General features: G+C 59.6%; 22 protein-coding genes. 10 read left to right on the top strand and 12 right to left on the bottom strand.

All coding sequences use genetic code 11. The features are described from left to right. The first annotated feature begins 39 nt into the window (after nt 1–39). Nucleotides 40–654, top strand: coding sequence for a GNAT family protein (locus tag FBZ97_RS12750; protein ID WP_145320978.1), 615 nt, complete (start codon nt 40–42; stop codon nt 652–654). 8 nt (nt 655–662) lie between these two features. Further along, the gene (locus FBZ97_RS12745) at nt 663–3,563 is read left to right on the top strand and encodes an EAL domain-containing protein (RefSeq protein ID WP_113354079.1); all 2,901 of its coding nucleotides are present in this window, start codon (nt 663–665) and stop codon (nt 3,561–3,563) included. A gap of 39 nt (nt 3,564–3,602) precedes the next feature. Here the strand turns inward: FBZ97_RS12745 and FBZ97_RS12740 are convergent, their stop codons facing one another. The 3 genes from FBZ97_RS12740 to FBZ97_RS12730 form a co-directional block, all read right to left on the bottom strand. Then, the gene (locus FBZ97_RS12740; RefSeq protein ID WP_145320884.1) at nt 3,603–4,658 is read right to left on the bottom strand and encodes a putative zinc-binding metallopeptidase; all 1,056 of its coding nucleotides are present in this window, start codon (nt 4,656–4,658) and stop codon (nt 3,603–3,605) included. Between the two features lie 136 nt (nt 4,659–4,794). Continuing rightward, nucleotides 4,795–4,986, bottom strand: a complete 192-nt coding sequence (locus tag FBZ97_RS12735; protein WP_145320886.1) for a CsbD family protein — start codon at nt 4,984–4,986, stop codon at nt 4,795–4,797. Nucleotides 4,987–5,081: 95 nt separating this feature from the next. Next, nucleotides 5,082–5,687, bottom strand: coding sequence for a YqgE/AlgH family protein (locus FBZ97_RS12730; protein WP_069613770.1), 606 nt, complete (start codon nt 5,685–5,687; stop codon nt 5,082–5,084). Between the two features lie 140 nt (nt 5,688–5,827). Here FBZ97_RS12730 and FBZ97_RS12725 point away from each other — a divergent pair, with 140 nt between their 5' ends. Both FBZ97_RS12725 and FBZ97_RS12720 read left to right on the top strand, forming a co-directional pair. Next, nucleotides 5,828–6,655, top strand: a complete 828-nt coding sequence (locus tag FBZ97_RS12725; RefSeq protein ID WP_113331956.1) for a protein-disulfide reductase DsbD domain-containing protein — start codon at nt 5,828–5,830, stop codon at nt 6,653–6,655. Nucleotides 6,656–6,738: 83 nt separating this feature from the next. Beyond that, entirely contained in the window at nt 6,739–7,224 is a 486-nt protein-coding gene (locus FBZ97_RS12720) for a peroxiredoxin (RefSeq protein WP_145320887.1), read from the top strand. Between the two features lie 46 nt (nt 7,225–7,270). On the opposite strand, the gene FBZ97_RS12715 is transcribed toward FBZ97_RS12720, so the two are convergent. After that, nucleotides 7,271–7,579 carry a type II toxin-antitoxin system RelE/ParE family toxin gene (locus FBZ97_RS12715; protein WP_145320889.1) on the bottom strand — a complete coding sequence of 103 codons (309 nt, stop codon included), beginning with the start codon at nt 7,577–7,579 and terminating at the stop codon, nt 7,271–7,273. After that, nucleotides 7,580–7,825, bottom strand: coding sequence for a type II toxin-antitoxin system ParD family antitoxin (locus FBZ97_RS12710; protein WP_113331959.1), 246 nt, complete (start codon nt 7,823–7,825; stop codon nt 7,580–7,582). Between the two features lie 303 nt (nt 7,826–8,128). Here FBZ97_RS12710 and FBZ97_RS12705 point away from each other — a divergent pair, with 303 nt between their 5' ends. Genes FBZ97_RS12705 through FBZ97_RS12695 form a run of 3 tightly spaced genes read left to right on the top strand, consistent with a single transcriptional unit; the run spans nt 8,129 to nt 10,702 of the window. Continuing rightward, nucleotides 8,129–8,911 (top strand): ABC transporter ATP-binding protein, encoded by a 783-nt coding sequence (locus tag FBZ97_RS12705; protein WP_145320891.1) that lies wholly within the window; start codon nt 8,129–8,131, stop codon nt 8,909–8,911. Then, nucleotides 8,908–9,780, top strand: coding sequence for a metal ABC transporter permease (locus FBZ97_RS12700; protein WP_145320893.1), 873 nt, complete (start codon nt 8,908–8,910; stop codon nt 9,778–9,780). Before FBZ97_RS12705 ends, FBZ97_RS12700 begins: the two co-directional genes overlap by 4 nt. A 19-nt stretch (nt 9,781–9,799) precedes the next feature. Beyond that, a complete protein-coding gene (locus tag FBZ97_RS12695) occupies nt 9,800–10,702 on the top strand; it encodes a zinc ABC transporter substrate-binding protein (protein WP_113353915.1) in 903 nt (300 codons plus the stop codon). 56 nt (nt 10,703–10,758) lie between these two features. Here the strand turns inward: FBZ97_RS12695 and FBZ97_RS12690 are convergent, their stop codons facing one another. Continuing rightward, the gene (locus tag FBZ97_RS12690) at nt 10,759–11,067 is read right to left on the bottom strand and encodes a Dabb family protein (protein ID WP_145320895.1); all 309 of its coding nucleotides are present in this window, start codon (nt 11,065–11,067) and stop codon (nt 10,759–10,761) included. Nucleotides 11,068–11,187: 120 nt separating this feature from the next. Then, nucleotides 11,188–12,087 carry a LysR family transcriptional regulator ArgP gene (locus FBZ97_RS12685; RefSeq protein ID WP_145320897.1) on the bottom strand — a complete coding sequence of 300 codons (900 nt, stop codon included), beginning with the start codon at nt 12,085–12,087 and terminating at the stop codon, nt 11,188–11,190. Between the two features lie 100 nt (nt 12,088–12,187). On the opposite strand from FBZ97_RS12685, the gene FBZ97_RS12680 reads away from it, so the two are divergent. Then, nucleotides 12,188–12,796: a LysE/ArgO family amino acid transporter gene (locus FBZ97_RS12680; protein WP_145320899.1), complete on the top strand. Its 609-nt coding sequence runs from the start codon at nt 12,188–12,190 to the stop codon at nt 12,794–12,796. Between the two features lie 111 nt (nt 12,797–12,907). Beyond that, nucleotides 12,908–13,798 carry a dihydrodipicolinate synthase family protein gene (locus tag FBZ97_RS12675; protein WP_145320901.1) on the top strand — a complete coding sequence of 297 codons (891 nt, stop codon included), beginning with the start codon at nt 12,908–12,910 and terminating at the stop codon, nt 13,796–13,798. A gap of 45 nt (nt 13,799–13,843) precedes the next feature. Here the strand turns inward: FBZ97_RS12675 and rnhA are convergent, their stop codons facing one another. The 5 genes from rnhA to FBZ97_RS12650 all read right to left on the bottom strand — a co-directional run bounded on the left by rnhA (nt 13,844) and on the right by FBZ97_RS12650 (nt 17,636). Next, nucleotides 13,844–14,284: a ribonuclease HI gene (gene rnhA / locus FBZ97_RS12670; protein ID WP_145320903.1), complete on the bottom strand. Its 441-nt coding sequence runs from the start codon at nt 14,282–14,284 to the stop codon at nt 13,844–13,846. Further along, complete coding sequence (locus FBZ97_RS12665) at nt 14,281–15,246, bottom strand: homoserine kinase (RefSeq protein ID WP_145320905.1); 966 nt, start codon at nt 15,244–15,246, stop codon at nt 14,281–14,283. The genes rnhA and FBZ97_RS12665 overlap by 4 nt, the downstream gene beginning before the upstream one ends. 33 nt (nt 15,247–15,279) lie before the next feature. Beyond that, entirely contained in the window at nt 15,280–16,287 is a 1,008-nt protein-coding gene (gene ispH, locus FBZ97_RS12660; RefSeq protein WP_145320907.1) for a 4-hydroxy-3-methylbut-2-enyl diphosphate reductase, read from the bottom strand. A 175-nt stretch (nt 16,288–16,462) separates the two neighbouring features. Beyond that, nucleotides 16,463–17,224 (bottom strand): SURF1 family protein, encoded by a 762-nt coding sequence (locus FBZ97_RS12655; RefSeq protein WP_145320909.1) that lies wholly within the window; start codon nt 17,222–17,224, stop codon nt 16,463–16,465. Beyond that, on the bottom strand, nt 17,217–17,636 hold the full coding sequence (locus tag FBZ97_RS12650) for a DUF983 domain-containing protein (protein ID WP_069613871.1): 420 nt from the start codon (nt 17,634–17,636) through the stop codon (nt 17,217–17,219). The genes FBZ97_RS12655 and FBZ97_RS12650 overlap by 8 nt, the downstream gene beginning before the upstream one ends. Nucleotides 17,637–17,784: 148 nt before the next feature. Here FBZ97_RS12650 and FBZ97_RS12645 point away from each other — a divergent pair, with 148 nt between their 5' ends. Continuing rightward, nucleotides 17,785–18,435, top strand: coding sequence for a chloramphenicol phosphotransferase (locus tag FBZ97_RS12645; protein WP_113353908.1), 651 nt, complete (start codon nt 17,785–17,787; stop codon nt 18,433–18,435). The last annotated feature ends 56 nt before the right edge of the window (nt 18,436–18,491 follow it).

Below are 18,491 nucleotides of genomic sequence, written 5' to 3'. Positions count from 1 at the left end.
GGGCCTATGGGTGCAATTCTCGGGGGAGTGCTTGGCGGCATGCAAAAATCTGTCTTTCGGTTTCTCTCACATCATACGGACGCGGTTGAACTCGAAAACGACAATTATTTGCTGCGTTTGCCGCGCTATTCCGATTTCAATCAATGGCATAAGCTTCGGGCGGAAAGCCGACGCTTTCTCGAACCCTGGGAGCCTACCTGGCGACATGACGAGCTGACTGAGGGCGCCTATCGGGCACGCATCATCCGCGGAAAGCAGGAATACAGCTCCGGCCAAGCCATACCGCTCTTCATTTTTCTCAGGGAAAACATGACGCTGGTTGGCGGCATCACGATCGGCTATATTCGCCGAGGTGCTGCGCAGAGCTGCATGATCGGATATTGGATGGGCGAGCGCTACTCCGGTCAGGGCCATATGTTCGCCGCACTTCAGTTGGTTATACCCTATATCTTTTCCGGACTTGAGTTGCACCGAATTGAAGCAGCCTGTATTCCGGATAACGAGCGTAGCATGCGGCTTTTGGAAAAAGCCGGTTTCCAGCGGGAAGGTCATTTGCGCGGTTATCTTAAAATCAACGGTCAGTGGCGCGACCATGTGATGTTTTCAAGGTTGGCATCCGACACCAACCCGAACCGAAGCTTCGACCAGCGATGATCGCCGGAATGATGCAGACGTGGCCAACGGCCCGCCGGCTTTGCGCCGTGATCGCAACGCTCGCGGCCGCCATGCTGCTGCTGATTGCCGGCATGGCTGATGCAGCCGAGCCCGTGAAGATCTCGCGCGACGATACTGCTCTCGATCTCACAGCGACAACCGAAATCTACACCAATCAGGGTGAAGCCTTCCAGGTTTCGACGGCGGCCGGCGCCGACGGTATCCGCCGCCGCATCGAGGTTCGCTCCTCTTCGCCCAATCATCAGGGCGACTGGGCGGTTTTCGCGCTCGCCAACGTTTCCGAAGAGCAGCTTGAGCGCGTCATCGTCGCGCCGCATTTCCGTCTCGTGAATTCAAAGGTCTTCTGGCCCGATCTCGGCTCGCAGCGCATCGTCGCGATCACGCCGAGCGAAGGTTTTGCGCTCGATCGTCAGCCGAGCGACGAGGCTGACGTCTTCCGTATCACGTTGAACCCAGGCGCCGTCGTCACCTTCGTTGCCGAACTTTCGTCACCGAACCTGCCGCAGCTCTATCTCTGGGAACCGAACGCCTACAAGGATACGGTCAACGCTTTCACGCTCTATCGCGGCATCGTGCTCGGCATTGCCGGCCTGCTGGCGGTGTTCCTGACCATTCTTTTCGTCGTCAAGGGCACGTCGATGCTGCCGGCGACGGCGGCACTTGCCTGGGCGGTGCTCGGCTATATCTGCGTCGATTTCGGCTTCCTCGGCAAGCTCATCAGCATCACGTCAAGCGACCAGCGAATATGGCGCGCCTGTGCGGAAGTGGCACTCGCGTCGAGCCTGGTGATCTTCCTCTTCACCTATCTCAATCTCAATCGCTGGCACGCCCATCTCGGTTATGTGACACTTGCCTGGGTGCTTGGCCTTGCCCTCCTCTTCGGCGTGGCGATCTACGATCCGTCGATTGCAGCCGGCATTGCGCGGCTGTCGCTGGCGCTGACGGCAACAGCCGGCCTGCTGCTCATCATCTATCTCGGCTTCAGCCGTTATGACCGCGCCATCCTGCTCGTGCCGGCCTGGGCGCTGATCCTCGTCTGGCTGTTCGGCGCCTGGATGACGGTCATGGGCAAGCTCGACAATGACATCATCCAGCCGGCACTCGGCGGCGGCCTCGTTCTCATCGTCCTGCTGATCGGCTTCACCGTCATGCAGCACGCCTTTGCCGGCGGCGCCTTCCAGCAGGGCCTGTTCTCGGATCTGGAGCGGCAGTCCCTGGCGCTGACGGGCTCCGGCGATACCGTATGGGACTGGGACGTGGCGCGCGACCGCGTAGTGACGACGCCCGATATCTCGGTGAAGCTCGGCCTCTCGCCCGGAACCATGCATGGCGCGGCGCGCAACTGGCTGCCGCGGCTGCATCCCGACGACCGCGACCGCTTCCGAGCGACGCTCGACGTCCTTCTGGAGCATCGGCGCGGCCGATTGAACCATGAATTCCGCATCCGCGCGGAGGATGGACATTTCCACTGGCTGTCGATCCGCGCCCGGCCGGTACTGGGGTCGAACGGCGAGATCATTCGCTGCGTCGGTACGATCGTCGACATTACCGAACAGAAGAATTCAGTCGAACGATTGCTCCACGACGCCGTGCACGACAATCTGACCGGGCTCCCGAACCGTCAGGTCTTCCTCGATCGCCTGCAAGCCGTTCTGACGCTGGCTTCCGATGGAAATCAATTGCGGCCGACGGTCATGGTCATCGACATCGATCGCTATAAACTCGTCAACGATACGCTTGGCTTTGCCGCAGGCGACAATATCCTAATCGCATTGACCCGTCGCCTTCGCCGCCTGATGAAGCCGCAGGATACGCTGGCGCGTCTTTCGGGCGACCAGTTCGGCCTCATCCTCGTTTCCGAACGCGATCCCGCCAAGGTCGCCGACTTCGCCGACGCGATCAGCAAGGCGATCATGGTGCCGATCAATTTCGCCAACCGCGAGATCATTTTGACGGCATCGGTCGGGTTGACCTCGTGGGTCGACCAGCAGGAAAATGCGGCCGGGATGCTGAGCGATGCGGAACTCGCCATGTATCGCGCCAAGCGCGCCGGCGGCAACCGCGTCGAACCTTTCCAACCCGCCTTCCGCAGCTTCGGCACCGACCGGCTGCAGCTCGAAACCGATCTGCGCCGCGCCGTCGAACGCAAGGAACTTTCGCTCGTCTATCAGCCGATCGTTCGGCTTGAGGATGCAGAAATCGCAGGTTTCGAGGCGCTGATGCGCTGGGAGCATCCGAAGCGCGGTAACATTCCGCCATCGGAATTCATCCCGATCGCGGAGGCTTCCGACATCATCGGTCCGCTCGGCATGTTCGCATTGGAGCAGGCAACGAACGACCTCAAGGCATGGCAACGACAGACTGGCGACTTGCCGCTGTTCGTCTCCATCAACCTTTCCAGCGTGCAGCTGCTCAACAACGAGCTTTACGACGATATCCGCGCCCTGCTCGCCAAGACCCATTGCGATCCAAGCCGCATCAAGCTGGAGCTGACGGAATCGCAGGTGATGGAGAATCCGGAACAGGCGCGGCTCGTGCTCGACAAGCTACGCGAAGCCGGCATCGGTTTGGCGCTCGATGATTTCGGCACCGGCTATTCCTCGCTCGCCTATCTCACCCGCTTCCCCTTCGATACGATCAAGCTCGACAAGGCGATGGTCCGCGACGATAGCGACAAGAAGGCGGTGCTGCTGCGTTCGGTCATTTCCATGGCGCGCGAACTCAATATGCGCGTCGTCGCCGAGGGCATCGAATCGGAAGAGGATGCGCTGGAGCTCGCCAAGATCGGCTGCAGCTACGGCCAGAGCTTCATCTTCGGTCCGCCGATGGGCTCGGATTCGGTGATCCGTCTGCTCAAGGAACGCTTTCCGCTGACGAAGCGCGCCTAAGGCCTTCGCGAATCGCCTTCGACGATGTGCGGCGCCTCATCAGGCGTTGTCGATCAATTCTCTTATGTAGTCGAGCTTCGCGACCACCGGCGGCGAGAGAATGAAGGGATAGGAATCCGGCTGCCCCATGCTGCGCTGGATGGAATTGATCGCTACGCTCAAAGGGATCCAGGCGCTGACGAGCTGCTCGGCGCTTTCTGCCTTGTAAGGATTGAAATCCACCTCGGCCGCCATGTCGTGATAGCGATGGGGATCGATCGCCAGGCCGAAGGAACGCGCCGTTTCCAGCGTATCGACGATGTGCAGATAATGCGCAAAGCATTCGGCGAAATCCTCCCAGGGATGGGAGCTGGCATAGGCGCTGATGAAACTTTCCTGCCAGCTTGCAGGCGGGCCATGGTCGTAATGGGCCTGGAGTGCGGCGCCATAATCGGCGCGCTCGTCGCCGAAGACGGCGCGAAAGGCATCGAATTGTCCACGATCGCGGACAAGCTTGTTCCAGATGAAATGACCGGTCTCGTGGCGGAAGTGGCCGAGCAAGGTGCGATAGGGCTCGTTCATCAAGGTGCGCGCCTGTTCGCGCGTCACATCGTCGGCCTCGGCGGCCCGAATGGCGATCAGTCCCTCCTCGTGACCGGTCATCGCCGGGACCACGGTATTGCCCTGCACCTCATCCTCCAGGAAATCGAAGACGAGCCCACCTTCGGGGTCCTGCTGCCGATCGGGATGCGGCAGGTTCCACCGCAAGAGCGAATAAAACAAATGCCGCTGCGCCTGGCTGATGCGCCGCCAGCGATCTATACCTTGTTGCGTGCCGGTGTTCGGCACGAGCCGATTGTGCCGACATGCAACGCAATAGGGCTGCGGATCGTCCGCATCAATGAGCCAATTGCAGATATCGAGTTCGGCATTCGCGCAGAAGCGAACATGCCGGGTCTGTTCGGAGACCGGGTACCAGTTCGTCTCAGTTTCTGCTTCCAGGGCATATATCGCCAAGCGATCCGGGACGAAACCGAGCTGATGACCACATCGAATGCATTGCCTGTTATCGAAATGAACAGGCTGTCCGCAATGATCGCACGTGAAAAGCCGCATGCTCCCCCTCGGAAAACTTATTGGCAGGCAATAAAGAGCCTGCCACGTTTCCGTAACAGGCTCCTCCTCCCAACATCGCCGCTTCGACGTCAATTCAGACGGAGCAGCGACCATGGATTGACAAACAAGCAGCCGGTCACATCCGGTCCACCGCTCCCTTGACCCTATCCTTGGCCTTGCCAACGGCGGTTTGCACCTTACCCTTGGCTTCCTGTGCAGCGCCCTTGGCGCGCATTTCCTTGTCATTCGTCGCCTTGCCGGCCATCTGCTTGGCCTTGCCGGCAATTTCATTCGCCTTACCGGACACCTTGTCGGTCGTGCTGCTCATGTCTGACGCCTCCTTGGCTGCGACAGCGGAATTGCCGTCGCTCTATCGGGAAAACGTCACGCACGCTATTTCGTTCCAAAACAACGCAAATCGGCTCAGCTATGACCGGCATGCGGTGACAGCATGACCGGATTGATACCCATGAGAGCCAGCGCACGATCATACTTGTTCTCGAGGCTGCGATCGAAGATCAATTCTTCGTTTGCAGGGCAGTTTAGCCAGCCATTGTTGCCAATCTCCGCCTCGAGCTGACCAGCGCCCCAGCCGGCATAGCCGAGCAACATCGTCGCGCGCTTCGGACCGCTTCCCTTGGAAATGGCCCTGACGATGTCGAGCGTCGCCGTCAGGCTGATATCGTCACTGACCGGAATGCTGCTGTCGCTGATGTAATCGTCGGAATGCAGGACGAAACCTCGGCCGCTTTCGACTGGACCGCCGGTCTGGATCGGGAAATCGCGCGCCATCTGCGGAAGCACGATAGCATCGTCGTCCTTGATCATTTCGAGATGCAAGAGGACGTCGGTGAATGTCAGCTTCTGAGCCCGGTTGATGACGAAGCCCATGGCACCGGCATCGGAATGGGCACAGATATAAACAACCGTGCGATGAAAGTTCCGATCCTCCATGCCGGGCATGGCGATCAGGAACTGACCGTCGAGAAAACCTCTTTCGCGTCTATTCTTCAGCGTCGATAGGGACATCGTGCCTCCTGACCGCAGTTCGCAACTGCGCCGCCTCATACCAAGATGGGGCAATGTCATAAATCAATCAACTGAAAATGATCATTTACCTCTTCGGTCGTGCTGGCTCCCGGCGACCCAATCCGCTAAATCCTTGTTCCATGATCGAAATAAGTACCGTTGCCCGCCTGTCGGCGCTTCTCACCACTTTGTTTTTCAGCACCGCGGCGGCTCATGCCGCAACGAGTGAGTGGATAGACAATCAGGGCGGCAGAATGCGTCTGATCGCACTGGCACCGGACGCAGAAGGGCATATCCGCGCCGCCTTGCAGATCGAGCCGGAGCCGGGCTGGATCACCTATTGGCGCGAGCCGGGTCAGGGCGGAATTCCGCCGCAAATAACGCCGGCAGCCGGCAGCGGCGTAACACTGGAAAGGGCGGACTATCCCGCGCCGAAGCCGATCCGCGTCGGCCCCATCCAGGAAATCGGCTACGACGCGCCGGTCACGTTTCCGCTCGATCTGCGCGTCACCGGCAAGGCGCCGGCAAAGCTTGAGCTGACGGCCTTCATCGGCCTCTGCAAGGATATCTGCATCCCTTTCCAGGCCGAATATTCCCTGCCGTTGCCGGCAGATGTGCAGCCAACCTCGCATGAACTGGCTTTGCTCGATGCGGCAAAGGCCGTGCTACCGCAGCCTCCCTCCCCGGATTTCGCCGTCCGGAGCCATAAGTTCTCCAACGACGGCAAGGGCCTTTCCCTGCATCTGACACTGCCGGAAGCGAGCGGAAATGCACCTGAGATCTATGTCACGGGGCCATCCGGCTATGTGTTCTTTCAGCAAGCGAATGCGAAGCGGGAGGGAATTTCCTTCTCGGCCGATATGGTAATCGGCAAACTACCGAAGGATTATGATCCGAAGGGCCAAAGCTGGGGTATTCTGGTCGTCGATGGCGATCGGGCGATGGAAACCACCCTTGCGCTCGAATAGGCCGGATCTATAGTTCTCTGAACCGTCTTCAAACCATCGGCGGCCGTTCGAGCGCCCCGAAACAACGACCCAAGGAGAGAGCCATGACTATCGCCATCGGCGACACGCTGCCTGCCGCCACCTTCAAGGAAAAGACCGCCGACGGCCCGGTCGAGATCAGCACCGAGCAGCTGTTTGCCGGCAAGCGCGTCGTCCTCTTCGCTGTTCCCGGTGCGTTTACGCCCACCTGCTCGCTCAATCACCTGCCGGGCTTCCTCGAAAACCGCGACGCCATTCTCGCCAAGGGCGTCGATGACATCGCCGTCGTTTCCATCAACGACTGGCACGTCATGGGCGCCTGGGCGCAATCGTCCGGTGGCCTCGGCAAGATCCACTTCCTCGCCGATTGGGACGGCTCCTTCACCAAGGCACTCGGTCTCGAGGCCGACCTTTCTGCCGGCGGGCTTGGCATTCGTTCCAAGCGTTATTCCATGCTGGTGGAAAACGGCGTGGTGAAGACGCTCAATATCGAGGAAAGCCCCGGTCAGGCCACGGTTTCGGGCGCCGCTGCCATGATGGAGCAGCTTTAGGATTTTGATGGAAGAAACAGGGCGCCTTGAAGAGGCGCCCTTTGTTTTACTCTTCCTCGTTGAAATGAGTATCGAAATCTCGATGTCCTTCGAATACATTCAAAACCTCGAAGGCATCGTCGACATAGCGGAAAAAGATCACGTACCCACGAAATGCGAAGCTACGCATGTCGTCCCTCAGTTCTGGCCGCAAACGGCCCATCTGACCGGGTAAGGCCGCAAGACTTGCGCATTTGCGGCGTAACTCCGCTGTGAAGTTCAAAGCGACCGTTGGGCTGCCGCTTTCACGGGTTATAAATGCAAGAATATCCAGGATGTTATCCTGGGCAGCGGCCGTATAACGAAGCCGCGGCACTCAAAGGCCTTCCTTCGCCAGCTCGGCAGCCTTGGCTTCCAAAGCGGCACCAAGCTCCTCGTCAGATATATCGCCCCCGCGATCGATCGATGCGTCCAGAGTACGCCGTAGCGCTGCGATTTTCGCCTCCCGCTCCTCTACGAGCCGGAGACCTTCGCGCACAACTTCGCTGGCGGAGCTGTAACGGCCCTCTTCAACGGTTTTCTCAACGAATTTTTCCCAGCGTTCACCGATAGAAACATTCATATGTCACCTCCCGCAGGCTCAATGAATCGTCGAATAACGGATAATGCGCTATATATAGCATCAACAGTGGTGAGCACCAATTGCCGGTAATCAAAACCCTCAATTCACTCTTTGCCTCTTTTTCGCCGCATTTCATCGGCTACAACACGTAATGTTATTACATAATGAAAGCCCTGAAATGCCTTTTGACCGTGATCCCTTCGCTTCGTCCCTCATGGGGCGCTCGGCTTTGATGCGCCTTGCCTATGTGGCGGTGGGCATTGCAGTGCTTTGGGCTGCTATCGGCTGGGCGGTGGCTTTGGCATGAATGATCTGATCCGCTTCAATAATCTCACCGTTACCTATGAACGTCACCCAGCCGTACACCATCTCTCTGGCGGCTTTGCTGCCGGCAGCCTGACGGCGATTGCCGGGCCGAACGGTGCCGGCAAGTCGACCTTGCTCAAGGCAATCGTCGGAGAGCTGCGGCCGGCGGAAGGGTCGATCGATCGTGGCAAGCTGACGCGCAACGATTTTGGCTATCTGCCCCAAGTGGCCGATATCGCCAGGCGCTTTCCGATTTCGGTTGCCGATACCGTCATGCTCGGTGCCTGGAAGAATGCCGGCGCCTTTGGGCGGTTCTCGCGGAAAGACGCCGAGCGGGCGCGCGAGGCGCTCGGCATCGTCGGGCTTTCGGGCTTCGAAAAAAGGCATATCGGCTCGCTTTCGGCCGGACAGTTCCAGCGCGTGCTGTTTGCGCGGCTGCTGCTGCAGGATGCTCGTGTCATCTTGCTGGACGAACCCTTCACGGCGATCGACCAGCGCACGACGCGCGATCTTCTCGACCTCGTGCTGCGATGGAACCGGGAGGGACGCACGGTCATCGCCGTACTGCACGATTTCGAGCAGGTGCGAAGCTATTTCCCCGAAACGCTGCTGATCGCCCGCAAACTCGTGGGATGGGGCAGGACGGAAGATGTCATGAGTCCAACGAACCTCATCAAAGCGCGCGCCATGGCCGAGCGCTGGGATGAGGAGGCCGCGACATGCCTCCCCGAAGAAGAGCACGACGAAGGCGGCCTCGTGAAGCGGGAGCCGGCCGAATGACCGTCTACGATATCTTCCTCGCACCCTTTGCGGACTATGGTTTCATGCGGCGCGCGCTGATTGCCTGCGTCTGCCTCGGCCTCGGCTCCGGCCCGATCGGCGTCTTCCTGATGCTCAGGCGCATGAGCCTGATGGGTGATGCCATGAGCCATGCCGTTCTGCCTGGCGCCGCTATCGGCTACCTCATTGCCGGCTCGCTGTCGCTGACCGCGATGGGGCTTGGCGGTCTGGTGGCCGGCCTTTCGGTGGCGCTGCTCTCCGGGCTCGTCAGCCGCGCAACCGTGCTGCAGGAGGATGCGAGCTTTGCCAGCTTCTATCTGACCTCGCTGGCGCTCGGCGTCCTCATCGTGTCACTACGCGGCTCCAACATCGATCTGCTGCATGTGCTCTTCGGCACTATTCTGGCAATCGATGCGCCGGCTCTCTACCAGATCGGTGCGATTACGACGGTGACGCTGCTGGCTCTCGCCGTCATCTACCGGCCGCTTGTCATGGAATGCTTCGATCCGGGCTTCCTGCGTGCCGTAGGCGGGCGCGGACCGCTCTATCACTTCCTGTTTCTGCTGCTGGTCGTGCTCAATCTCGTCGCGAGCTTTCAGGCGCTCGGTACGCTGATGGCCGTCGGGCTGATGATGCTGCCGGCGGCCGTGGCGCAGCTCTGGTCGCGCAGCCTACCCGCCATGATGATGATTGCGACGGGAACGGCGATAGTGGCAGGCTATCTCGGCCTCATCGCATCATACCATCTCGAATTTGCATCAGGCCCGACCATCATCATCACCGCCAGCCTGATCTACGGCTTCTCCATTCTCTTCGCACCTTCGGGCCTTGCCCGGCGGCTCTTCCCCCGTCCCCATCTCCGGGGCTAATCTGAACAAGGAGACCCACATGAACAAACAGAGACTGCTTCTCTCAGCCGCCGCGGCAGCCTTCGTCGCCTTCGGCGTCGCTGCACCAGCCTCCGCCGAGACACTCAATGTCGTTGCGTCCTTCACCGTGCTTGCCGATGTCGTCAAGCAGGTCGGCGGCAATCATGTGAAGGTGTCGAGCCTCGTCGGCCCGAATGGCGACCCCCATGAATTCGAGCCCTCGCCAGCCGATGCCAAGACGTTGAATGCCGCCAAGGTCGTCTTCGTCAGCGGCGAAGGCCTGGAAGGCTGGATGGACCGGCTGATTACCGCGTCCGGCTACAAGGGAACGCCCGTTGTCACCTCCGAAGGCGTCAACACCCGCACCATGGTCGACGATGGCAAGACCGTCACCGATCCGCATGTCTGGAATAGCCCGGTCAATGTGAAGGTCTGGGTCGCCAATATCGAAAAGGCTCTTTCCGCCGCCGATCCGGCTGACGCCGCCGACTTCAAGGCCAATGCCGAGCGCTATACGAAGGTGCTGACGGAGCTTGACGCCTATGCGCACGGCAAGTTCGACAAGATCCCGGACGATCGCCGCAAGGTGCTGACCAGCCATGACGCCTTTGGCTATTTCGGCCGCGAATACAAGGTCAACTTCCTCTCGCCGCTCGGCGTTTCGACGGAGACGGAAGCGTCGGCCGCCGACGTCGCCAAGCTGATCGAGCAGATCAAGACCGAGCATGTGAAGACCTATTTCTTCGAGAATTCGAACGATCCGCGCCTCGTCAAGCAGGTCGCCAAGGCAACCGGCGCCGAGCCGGGCGGCGAGCTCTATGTCGAATCGCTTTCAAAGGCCAACGGGCCGGCTTCGACTTACGAAAAAATGTTCCGTTATAACGTTGACCAGCTCGCCGCTGCGATGGCGAAATCGAGCTGATCGACCGGATCCGGTCGCAGGCTTACCCCGTCTGCGGCCGGATCCTGGCGGCTATTTCAAAGATTGAAATCAAAAACCATTAGGCCGGCCAGACCGCCGTCGGTGGAGGAAACGATGCGTTCGCCGACAGCCACATGTTCGGGATGGATGAGATAGGCATCACGCGCCTCCACACTCTCGAAGGTGACGGCAAATCCATCGGCGAAGCCGCCATGCAAGCCTTCGGGCGATACGTTTGGCCCATATTTCACATCGACAATGCCCGGAATGACCTTCTGCAAGGCGACGACAGAGTCGAAGAGCGCGGTCTTCTCATCCTGTGTCAGGGCGGCTTTTAGTCTAAGAAAAACGCAATGCAGGATCATAAAACAATCTCCCTGGAAGTCGGGGGCAGCATAGAGGGAAAGGACAGCCGGGCAAGGCACCAATTCGCGAACATTGCGTTCCGGCAGCGAGGCGAATGGCAAGGTGTTTAGAAGCATTGCTCATGCTGACAGATGAGCTTTGGCTGCCGCTGTGATCTCGCGCGTCAGCTCGGCAAGCCGGTCGGCTGCGAGACGATTCACCTGCCAATATAATGGAATGTCCAGCGGCGTGTCGGGGATCAGTTCCACCAAGCGCCCAGCCTCCAGATGCTCCCGCACAAGCTGAATGGGATTCATGCCCCATCCCATGCCTGTAAGGCTGGCATCGACGAAGCCCTGCGTCGACGGCAGCCAATGGCTCGGATAGGCAAAATCCTCTCCGAAAGTCTGGCGTAACCACCGGCTTTGAAGCCTGTCCTTCTGGTTGAAGGTCAGGGCCGGCGCATTCCGGATCGCTTGCGGGGTAACGCCCTGTGCAAAATGCCGGGCAACGAAATCCGGGCTTGCCGTCGCATGGTAGCGGAGGGCGCCGAGGGACATGCGCCGGCATCCCTGGATCGGCTTCTCCAGGCCGGTGACGGCGGCGATGACTCGGCCGCGCTGCAGCCATTCGGCAGTATGATCCTGGTCGTCGATGGCGATATTCAGCAGATAGGGGGAGCGTCTGGCAAAACCCGATATGGCTTCCACGAACCACGTCCCGAGGCTATCGGCATTCGTGGCGATGTGAAGCGTAACCCTTTGCTTGGGCTCCTCGGGATCGATAAGTGCCGGCAAACGTCCAAAAAGCTCGTCTTCGAGCATGCCGACATTCTCCATATGGCGGCAGAGCCATTCGCCCTTCTCCGTTGCGGTGCAGGGATTACCCCTGACGATCAGGACGATGCCCAGGCGTTCTTCCAGCTGCTTCACCCGCTGCGAGACGGCCGAAGGCGTGACATTGAGAAGGGCCGCCGCCTTTTCGAAGCTGCCTGTCTGGACGACCATGGAGACGGCACGGAGAGCAGAATAATCGAGCATGGATTAGTTTTTCTTAATCAGGATTAGCAACATTAACTAGCCTAAATCTTCTTGTGCCGATACCGGAAATGCTCATTGGTTTTGGAGCATTTCGGCTAGGATGAATTTTTCGATCTATATGACGGGCCTGATGATGGGGCTCAGCCTGATTGTCGCGATCGGCGCGCAAAATGCCTTCGTCTTGCGTCAGGGCCTCCGCAACGAGCATGTGTTAGCCGTATGCCTTGTATGCGCGCTCTCCGATGCAGCGCTCATCATCCTCGGGGTAACGAGCTTCCGCCAGATCTCGGCGCTGTTGCCCTGGCTCGATCCTGTCATGCGCTATGCCGGGGCAGCCTTCCTCATCTGGTACGGAGCCAGGAGCCTCTACTCCGCCTTTCGTTCGTCGGCGGTGCTGGCTGCCGGAGAAGCGAAATCATCGAGCTTCCGGCAGACGCTTGCCATGTGCCTGGCGCTCACCTGGCTCAACCCGCATGTCTATCTCGACACTGTCGCGCTGCTCGGCACGATCTCGACCCGATTTCCAGGTAACGAGGCTTCATTTGCGGCGGGGGCCATGACAGGCTCTTTCCTGTTCTTCTTTTCACTCGGCTTTGGCGCGCGGTGGCTGAGACCGATCTTCGCGAAGCCCGCCTCCTGGTGCGTTCTGGAAACGCTCATCGCGCTTACCATGTGGATGATCGCCACAAAGTTGCTGAGCGGAGTATGATTTTACAACATATTCCATCGACAGCTACACGGTACTCAGCATAGGACGATTTCAGGTTCTGTTTTTCGACCGCTACCGCTGCTCATGGCCTGACAGAGAAGGAAAACAATTGTGACGCTCTTTACCGGACTTTCGGCTTTTCCAATTACTCCGACCGACGCTTCCGGACGCGTGGATGTTGCAACTCTCGCCCACCTGCTTGAACGCATTCAACGGGCGGGCGCTGATTCCATCGGGTTGCTCGGCAGTACGGGCGGTTACGCCTTTCTGTCACGCGACGAGCGCCGGCGGGCAGTACAGGCGGCGATGACAAGTGTCGGCGGCAAGATCCCGGTCATCGTCGGTGTCGGAGCGCTACGGACCGACGAAGCGCAGGCATTGGCGCGTGATGCCAAGTCGGCCGGCGCGGATGGGCTACTGCTGGCCCCCGTATCCTATACTCCACTCACAGAGGAAGAGGTCTACCAGCACTTCGCAGCCGTCGCGGAGGCCGGCGAGCTGCCGCTCTGCATCTACAACAATCCCGGCACAACGAAATTCACATTCAGCAATCGACTGATTGTACGGCTGGCAAAGGTGGCGAACATCGTGGCGGTGAAGATGCCTCTGCCGCAAGATGGCGATTTCAAGGGAGAGATAGAGCGTCTGCGCCACGAAACGCCAAAGGATTTCTCCATCGGCTATAGCGGCGATTGGGGAGCCGCAGCCGGGCTACTGGCCGGCGCCGACGCTTGGTACAGCGTGATTGCCGGCCTCCTGCCCGCCGAGGCGCTGGCGCTCACGCGAGCTGCCCAAGCCGGCGACACCGCCGAAGCGGAGCGGCTTGATCAAAAGTTCCAGCCGCTATGGAGCCTGTTCAAGGAGTTCGGCAGCTTCCGCGTCATGTACGCGATTGCGGAAGCGCTCGATCTTTGCCTGATCGATCCGCCGCGCCCGATCCTGCCGCTCTCCGCAGCCGAAAAGCCGCGCGTGAGAAGCGCGCTCGATCACATCTTGGCGTGATCGAGCTCTATGTGACGCGGCTAGTCCGAGTTTATTGCCGACGAGCTACTTCCTCTTGAAAGGCTCCATGCCGTTGCGCGCCAGCTCGTCGGCCCGCTCGTTCTCCGGATGCCCGGCATGGCCCTTGACCCAGTGCAGCGTCACCTTGTGCCTGTTATAGGCCTCGTCCAGAGCCTGCCAGAGCTCGGCATTCTTCACCGGCTTCTTGTCGGCGGTCTTCCAGCCGTTCTTCTTCCAGCCGAAGATCCACTTTGTAATACCGTCCTTGACGTAGACGCTGTCGGTATAGAGATCGACCTCGCAGGGGCTTTTCAAGGCGCCGAGTGCCGAGATCGCGGCCATCAGCTCCATGCGATTGTTGGTCGTCTCTGCCTCGCCGCCGGAGAGTTCCTTTTCCACCTCGCCATAGCGAAGCACGGCGCCCCAGCCGCCGGGGCCGGGATTGCCGGAGCAGGCGCCGTCGGTAAAAATATCGACATGCTTCATGCCTTCAGCCCATATTCGGCGGCCGCGGCAATCTGGCGGTGGAAGCGCAGCTTGCGCAGATATTCGATCGGATCTTTCTTGGTGACGAGAGCGCCGGCGGGGGTCGTCAGCCAGTCGTAGAGACGTGTCAGGAAGAAGCGCAACGCCGAGCCGCGGGCCAGCGTCGGCAGGGCGGCGATTTCAGCCTCGCTCAACGGCCGCACGCTCTGATATCCCTCAAGCAGCGCCATTCCCTTGGTGATGTTGTAGGCGTGATCCTTCTCGAAGCACCAGGCATTGAGGCAAATCGAGACGTCATAGGCGAGCTGATCGTTGCAGGCGAAATAGAAATCGATCAAGCCGGACAGGGTGTCGCCGAGGAAGAAGACATTGTCCGGGAAAAGATCGGCATGGATGACGCCTTCGGGCAGATTCTTCGGCCAATGCTTTCCAAGGAAATCGAGTTCGCCGCGGATCTCACCCTGCAGGCCGGCCTCGACTTCGTCGGCGCGGGCCTCTGATTTTTCCCAGAGCGCTTGCCAGCCCTCAAGCGACAGCGCGTTCGGGCGGCGGATCTCGAAACCCTCACCGGCAATATGCATAGCGGCCAGCGCTTTGCCGACTTCGCGGCAGTGATGTGCCTCGGGCTTGCGCAGCCACATGCCCTCGAGGAAGGAGATCAGGGCGGCAGGACGCCCGGAGAGATGACCGAGCAAGGCGCCGTCACGGCGCGGCAAGGGCAGAGGGCAGGACAGGCCGCGGCTCGCCAGATGCTGCATCAGCCCCAGGAAGAACGGCAGATCGCCCTTGTCGACGCGCTTTTCATAGAGCGTCAGGATCAGCGGATCGCGGCTCGTATGCAGCAGGAAGTTCGAATTCTCGACGCCTTCGGCAATGCCCTTGTAGGAGAGCAATTCACCGACATCATATTCGGTCAGGAACCACTTCAAATCGTCTTCGGTAATATCGGTATAAACGGCCACGAAACAGTCCCGAACTTGAGCGCCTTAGGTCGGCTATTCGCCGTTGACGAAAGCCATGTCTGCTGTCGTCAGCTCTATACTGCGAAGCTCGCGATTGACGAGGAAATTCTCGGTTTCCTTCACAGTTTCAGCGAGTTCCACCACAGCATTATAGCGGGCGCGGAAAGCTTCGATGATCTCGTTGACGATGACTTCTGGCGCAGATGCACCAGCCGAGAGGCCAACGGTCTTGATATCGCCGATATCGTCCCAATCGATCTCGGCGGCGCGCTGCACGAGAACGGATTTCTTCGCCCCTGCCCTCAGCGCCACTTCGACGAGGCGCTTGGAATTCGACGAATTCGGCGCACCGACGACGATGAAGAGATCGCAGCCCGGCGCCGCCTCCTTTACCACTTCCTGGCGGTTGGTTGTGGCATAGCAGATCGAATCGGCGGCCGGTGCAGTGAGATTGGGGAAGCGCTCCTGCAGCCGCGCGATGACGCCGGCGGTATCGTCAACAGAGAGCGTCGTCTGCGTGACGAAGCCGAGATTGTCCGGGTCGGCCGGCTGGTACACGTCGGCATCCTCCACTGTCTCGATCAGAGACACGGCACCCTCCGGCAGCTGGCCCATGGTGCCGATCACTTCCGGGTGGCCGGCATGGCCGATCAGGACGACGTGGCGGCCAAGGCGATTGTGGCGCATGGCCTGCTTGTGCACCTTGGAGACAAGCGGACAGGTGGCATCGAGATAGAAGAGATTGCGCGCATCGGCATCGGCTGGCACGGATTTCGGCACGCCATGCGCCGAGAAGACGACGGGCTGGGCGCGATGCTCGGCCGGGATTTCATCTAGCTCCTCGACGAAGATGGCGCCCTTGGCTTCCAGACCTTCAACGACATAGCGATTGTGAACGATCTCGTGACGGACATACACAGGCGCGCCATAGGCCTTCAGCGCCAGAACGACGATCTGGATGGCGCGATCGACGCCGGCGCAGAAGCCGCGCGGCCCGCAAAGCCGGATGGTCAGGTCAGGTTTGGAAACGGCTATGTTCATATCTCTTCCGAAATGCGACAGAGGCTCGAGCCATAGATAGGGCTGTCCTGCCGCCTGCTTTATTGAGTCCGCATGATCTTATTCAAAAACCGCTGCGCACTTTTTGGGATCATGCTCTAGCGGAATATTCCATCGAAATGAAGCTATTCTATTGCATGTCTCTATTGTGGGGCCTCTACTGTGAGGGCGCGTCCGGATGGCGTTTGCGCCACCAGGATATGGCGACGATCGCTGCCAGCGCCACCGCTAAGCCATACCAGGTCACCGCATATTGCAGGTGATTGTTCGGCAGATCGATGATGGTGACGCCGCCGATGGGCAAACCTGCCGGATTGGACGTCTTGTCGGCGTCGATGAAGAAGGGCAGCACCTTGTCCTTCGGCAGGCCGACGCTGGCAGCCATGGCATCCAGATCCTTCCAGAAGAAGATGTTCTTGCCGAGATCATTGTCCGGCATGCCGTCTGGCCGCTCGGCAAGTTTGGCGCGGGCAAGACCGGTGACAGTCTGTTCGCCCGTCAATTCACCCTGTTTGCGCTTTTCGGGGTCCTTCGCCTCTGTAGGAACGAAGCCTCGATTGACGAAGAGAAAGCGACCGTCGCCCAGCTGCAGCGGCGTATAGATGTGATAGCCGGGATCGCCATCGTAGGTGGCGAGGAAATGCCGCTCCTTGTCGTTGAGGTAATGGCCGGTGGCGGTTACGACGCGATATTCGATATCGCCGCCGGATGCCGCCATCGTCTCGATCGCCGACAAGGGCATAGCCGGTGCGTCCTTGCGGGCCGCGATGTCGGCCAGCAGGCGCTCTTTCCATTGCAGCCGCTCGACCTGCCATGTTCCAAGCCCGATGAGGATGACGAGCGCCGCGAGAAGAAGCAGTGCCTTGGCGATCTGCCACAAGGGATTGGCGCGACGCACAGGCACTGCGGACTCAGTCACGATGGACGCGCCCTTCGGCGGCGTTGTTGCGATATTGCAGGGCGATCAGGATGCCCTTGCACCAGCGTAAAGATAGAAGCGAAAGGATGATCGTCAGCGGCGCGAACAACACGATATAGACCCAGATCGGCGGCGCATAGTTGATCTGCATCCACAGGACCGAGCCGATAATGATGAAGCCGACGATCAGGATGACGAAGACCGCCGGGCCATCGCCCGCATCCGCGAAGGCGTAATCGAGATCGCAGGCCGCACAGCGTGGTTTCAGCGACAATAATCCATCGAAGAGCTTGCCTTGGCCGCAACGCGGGCAACATCCCTGTATGCCGACCTTAAAGGGATCGACGGGCGCAAAGAGGGCGCTGTCGCTGTGGGATGCCTCGTTTGGCGTCTTGTCTTGCTCTGAGCTCAAAGTTCTGTCTCGATAAGCCTAAAATAGCGGGCGATCACATGAACCTCGCCCCTATCATTATAACTAACTGCGAAGCATGCATCCGTCCAATCGAAAAGCTCTCAGCTCCTCCTCATCAGCCTCAAAACAAGCAAAGGGGATCGAATTCATGCCATTCAGCGAAAGCCGGCCGGCTGGCCAGATCGTCATTCTCAACGGTGCGCCGCGATCCGGAAAAAGCAGCATCGTCGAGGCGATACAGGCCGATTTTGAAGGCGTGTGGGTGAATCTCGGCGTCGACGCCTATGTGCGGCATATCACGCCTCCACGCTACCGTCCGGGCATCGGCTTGCGTCCCGGTGGCGAGCGGCCTGATCTCGAGCCGCTGGTTGCGCGCCTTTATGCCGCACTCTATGCCTCGATCGCCGCACATAGCCGCATGGGATTGAATGTCGTCGCCGAATTCGGTCATCATGACAGCTATTCGCGACCGTTGGGCATTCTCGCTGATTGCGCCCGGCTGCTGACGGGGCTGCCCGTTCTGTTCGTCGGCGTGCGCTGCCCACTCGATGTCGTGATGGGGCGGCGGCTGGCCGAAGGGCCGGAAAGACGAGACACTTACGTCAAGCTCGAGGCTGGCATGCCTGTCCCTGCGCCGGTCATTGCCTGGCAGGAACAGGTACATCGGCCCGGAATCTATGATCTGGAGGTCGATACGTCGGTGAAAAGCCCCAAGGCATGCGCCGAGCAAATCCGGCAGTTGCTCGCTGAAGGTCTGCCTCATCCGACGGCATTCGAGAGGATTGCCTCAAGGGATTGAGGCCAAAAAATAAAAGGCGGTCGTCCAGCGCCCGCCTTTTGTTTTCAGAGATCGAT

It is taken from the genome of Rhizobium sp. ERR 942 (assembly GCF_007828395.1).
Lineage (GTDB): Bacteria > Pseudomonadota > Alphaproteobacteria > Rhizobiales > Rhizobiaceae > Rhizobium > Rhizobium dioscoreae.
The sequence above is the reverse complement of the archived record's forward strand: the minus strand, read 5'-3'. Positions and strand labels throughout refer to the sequence as shown.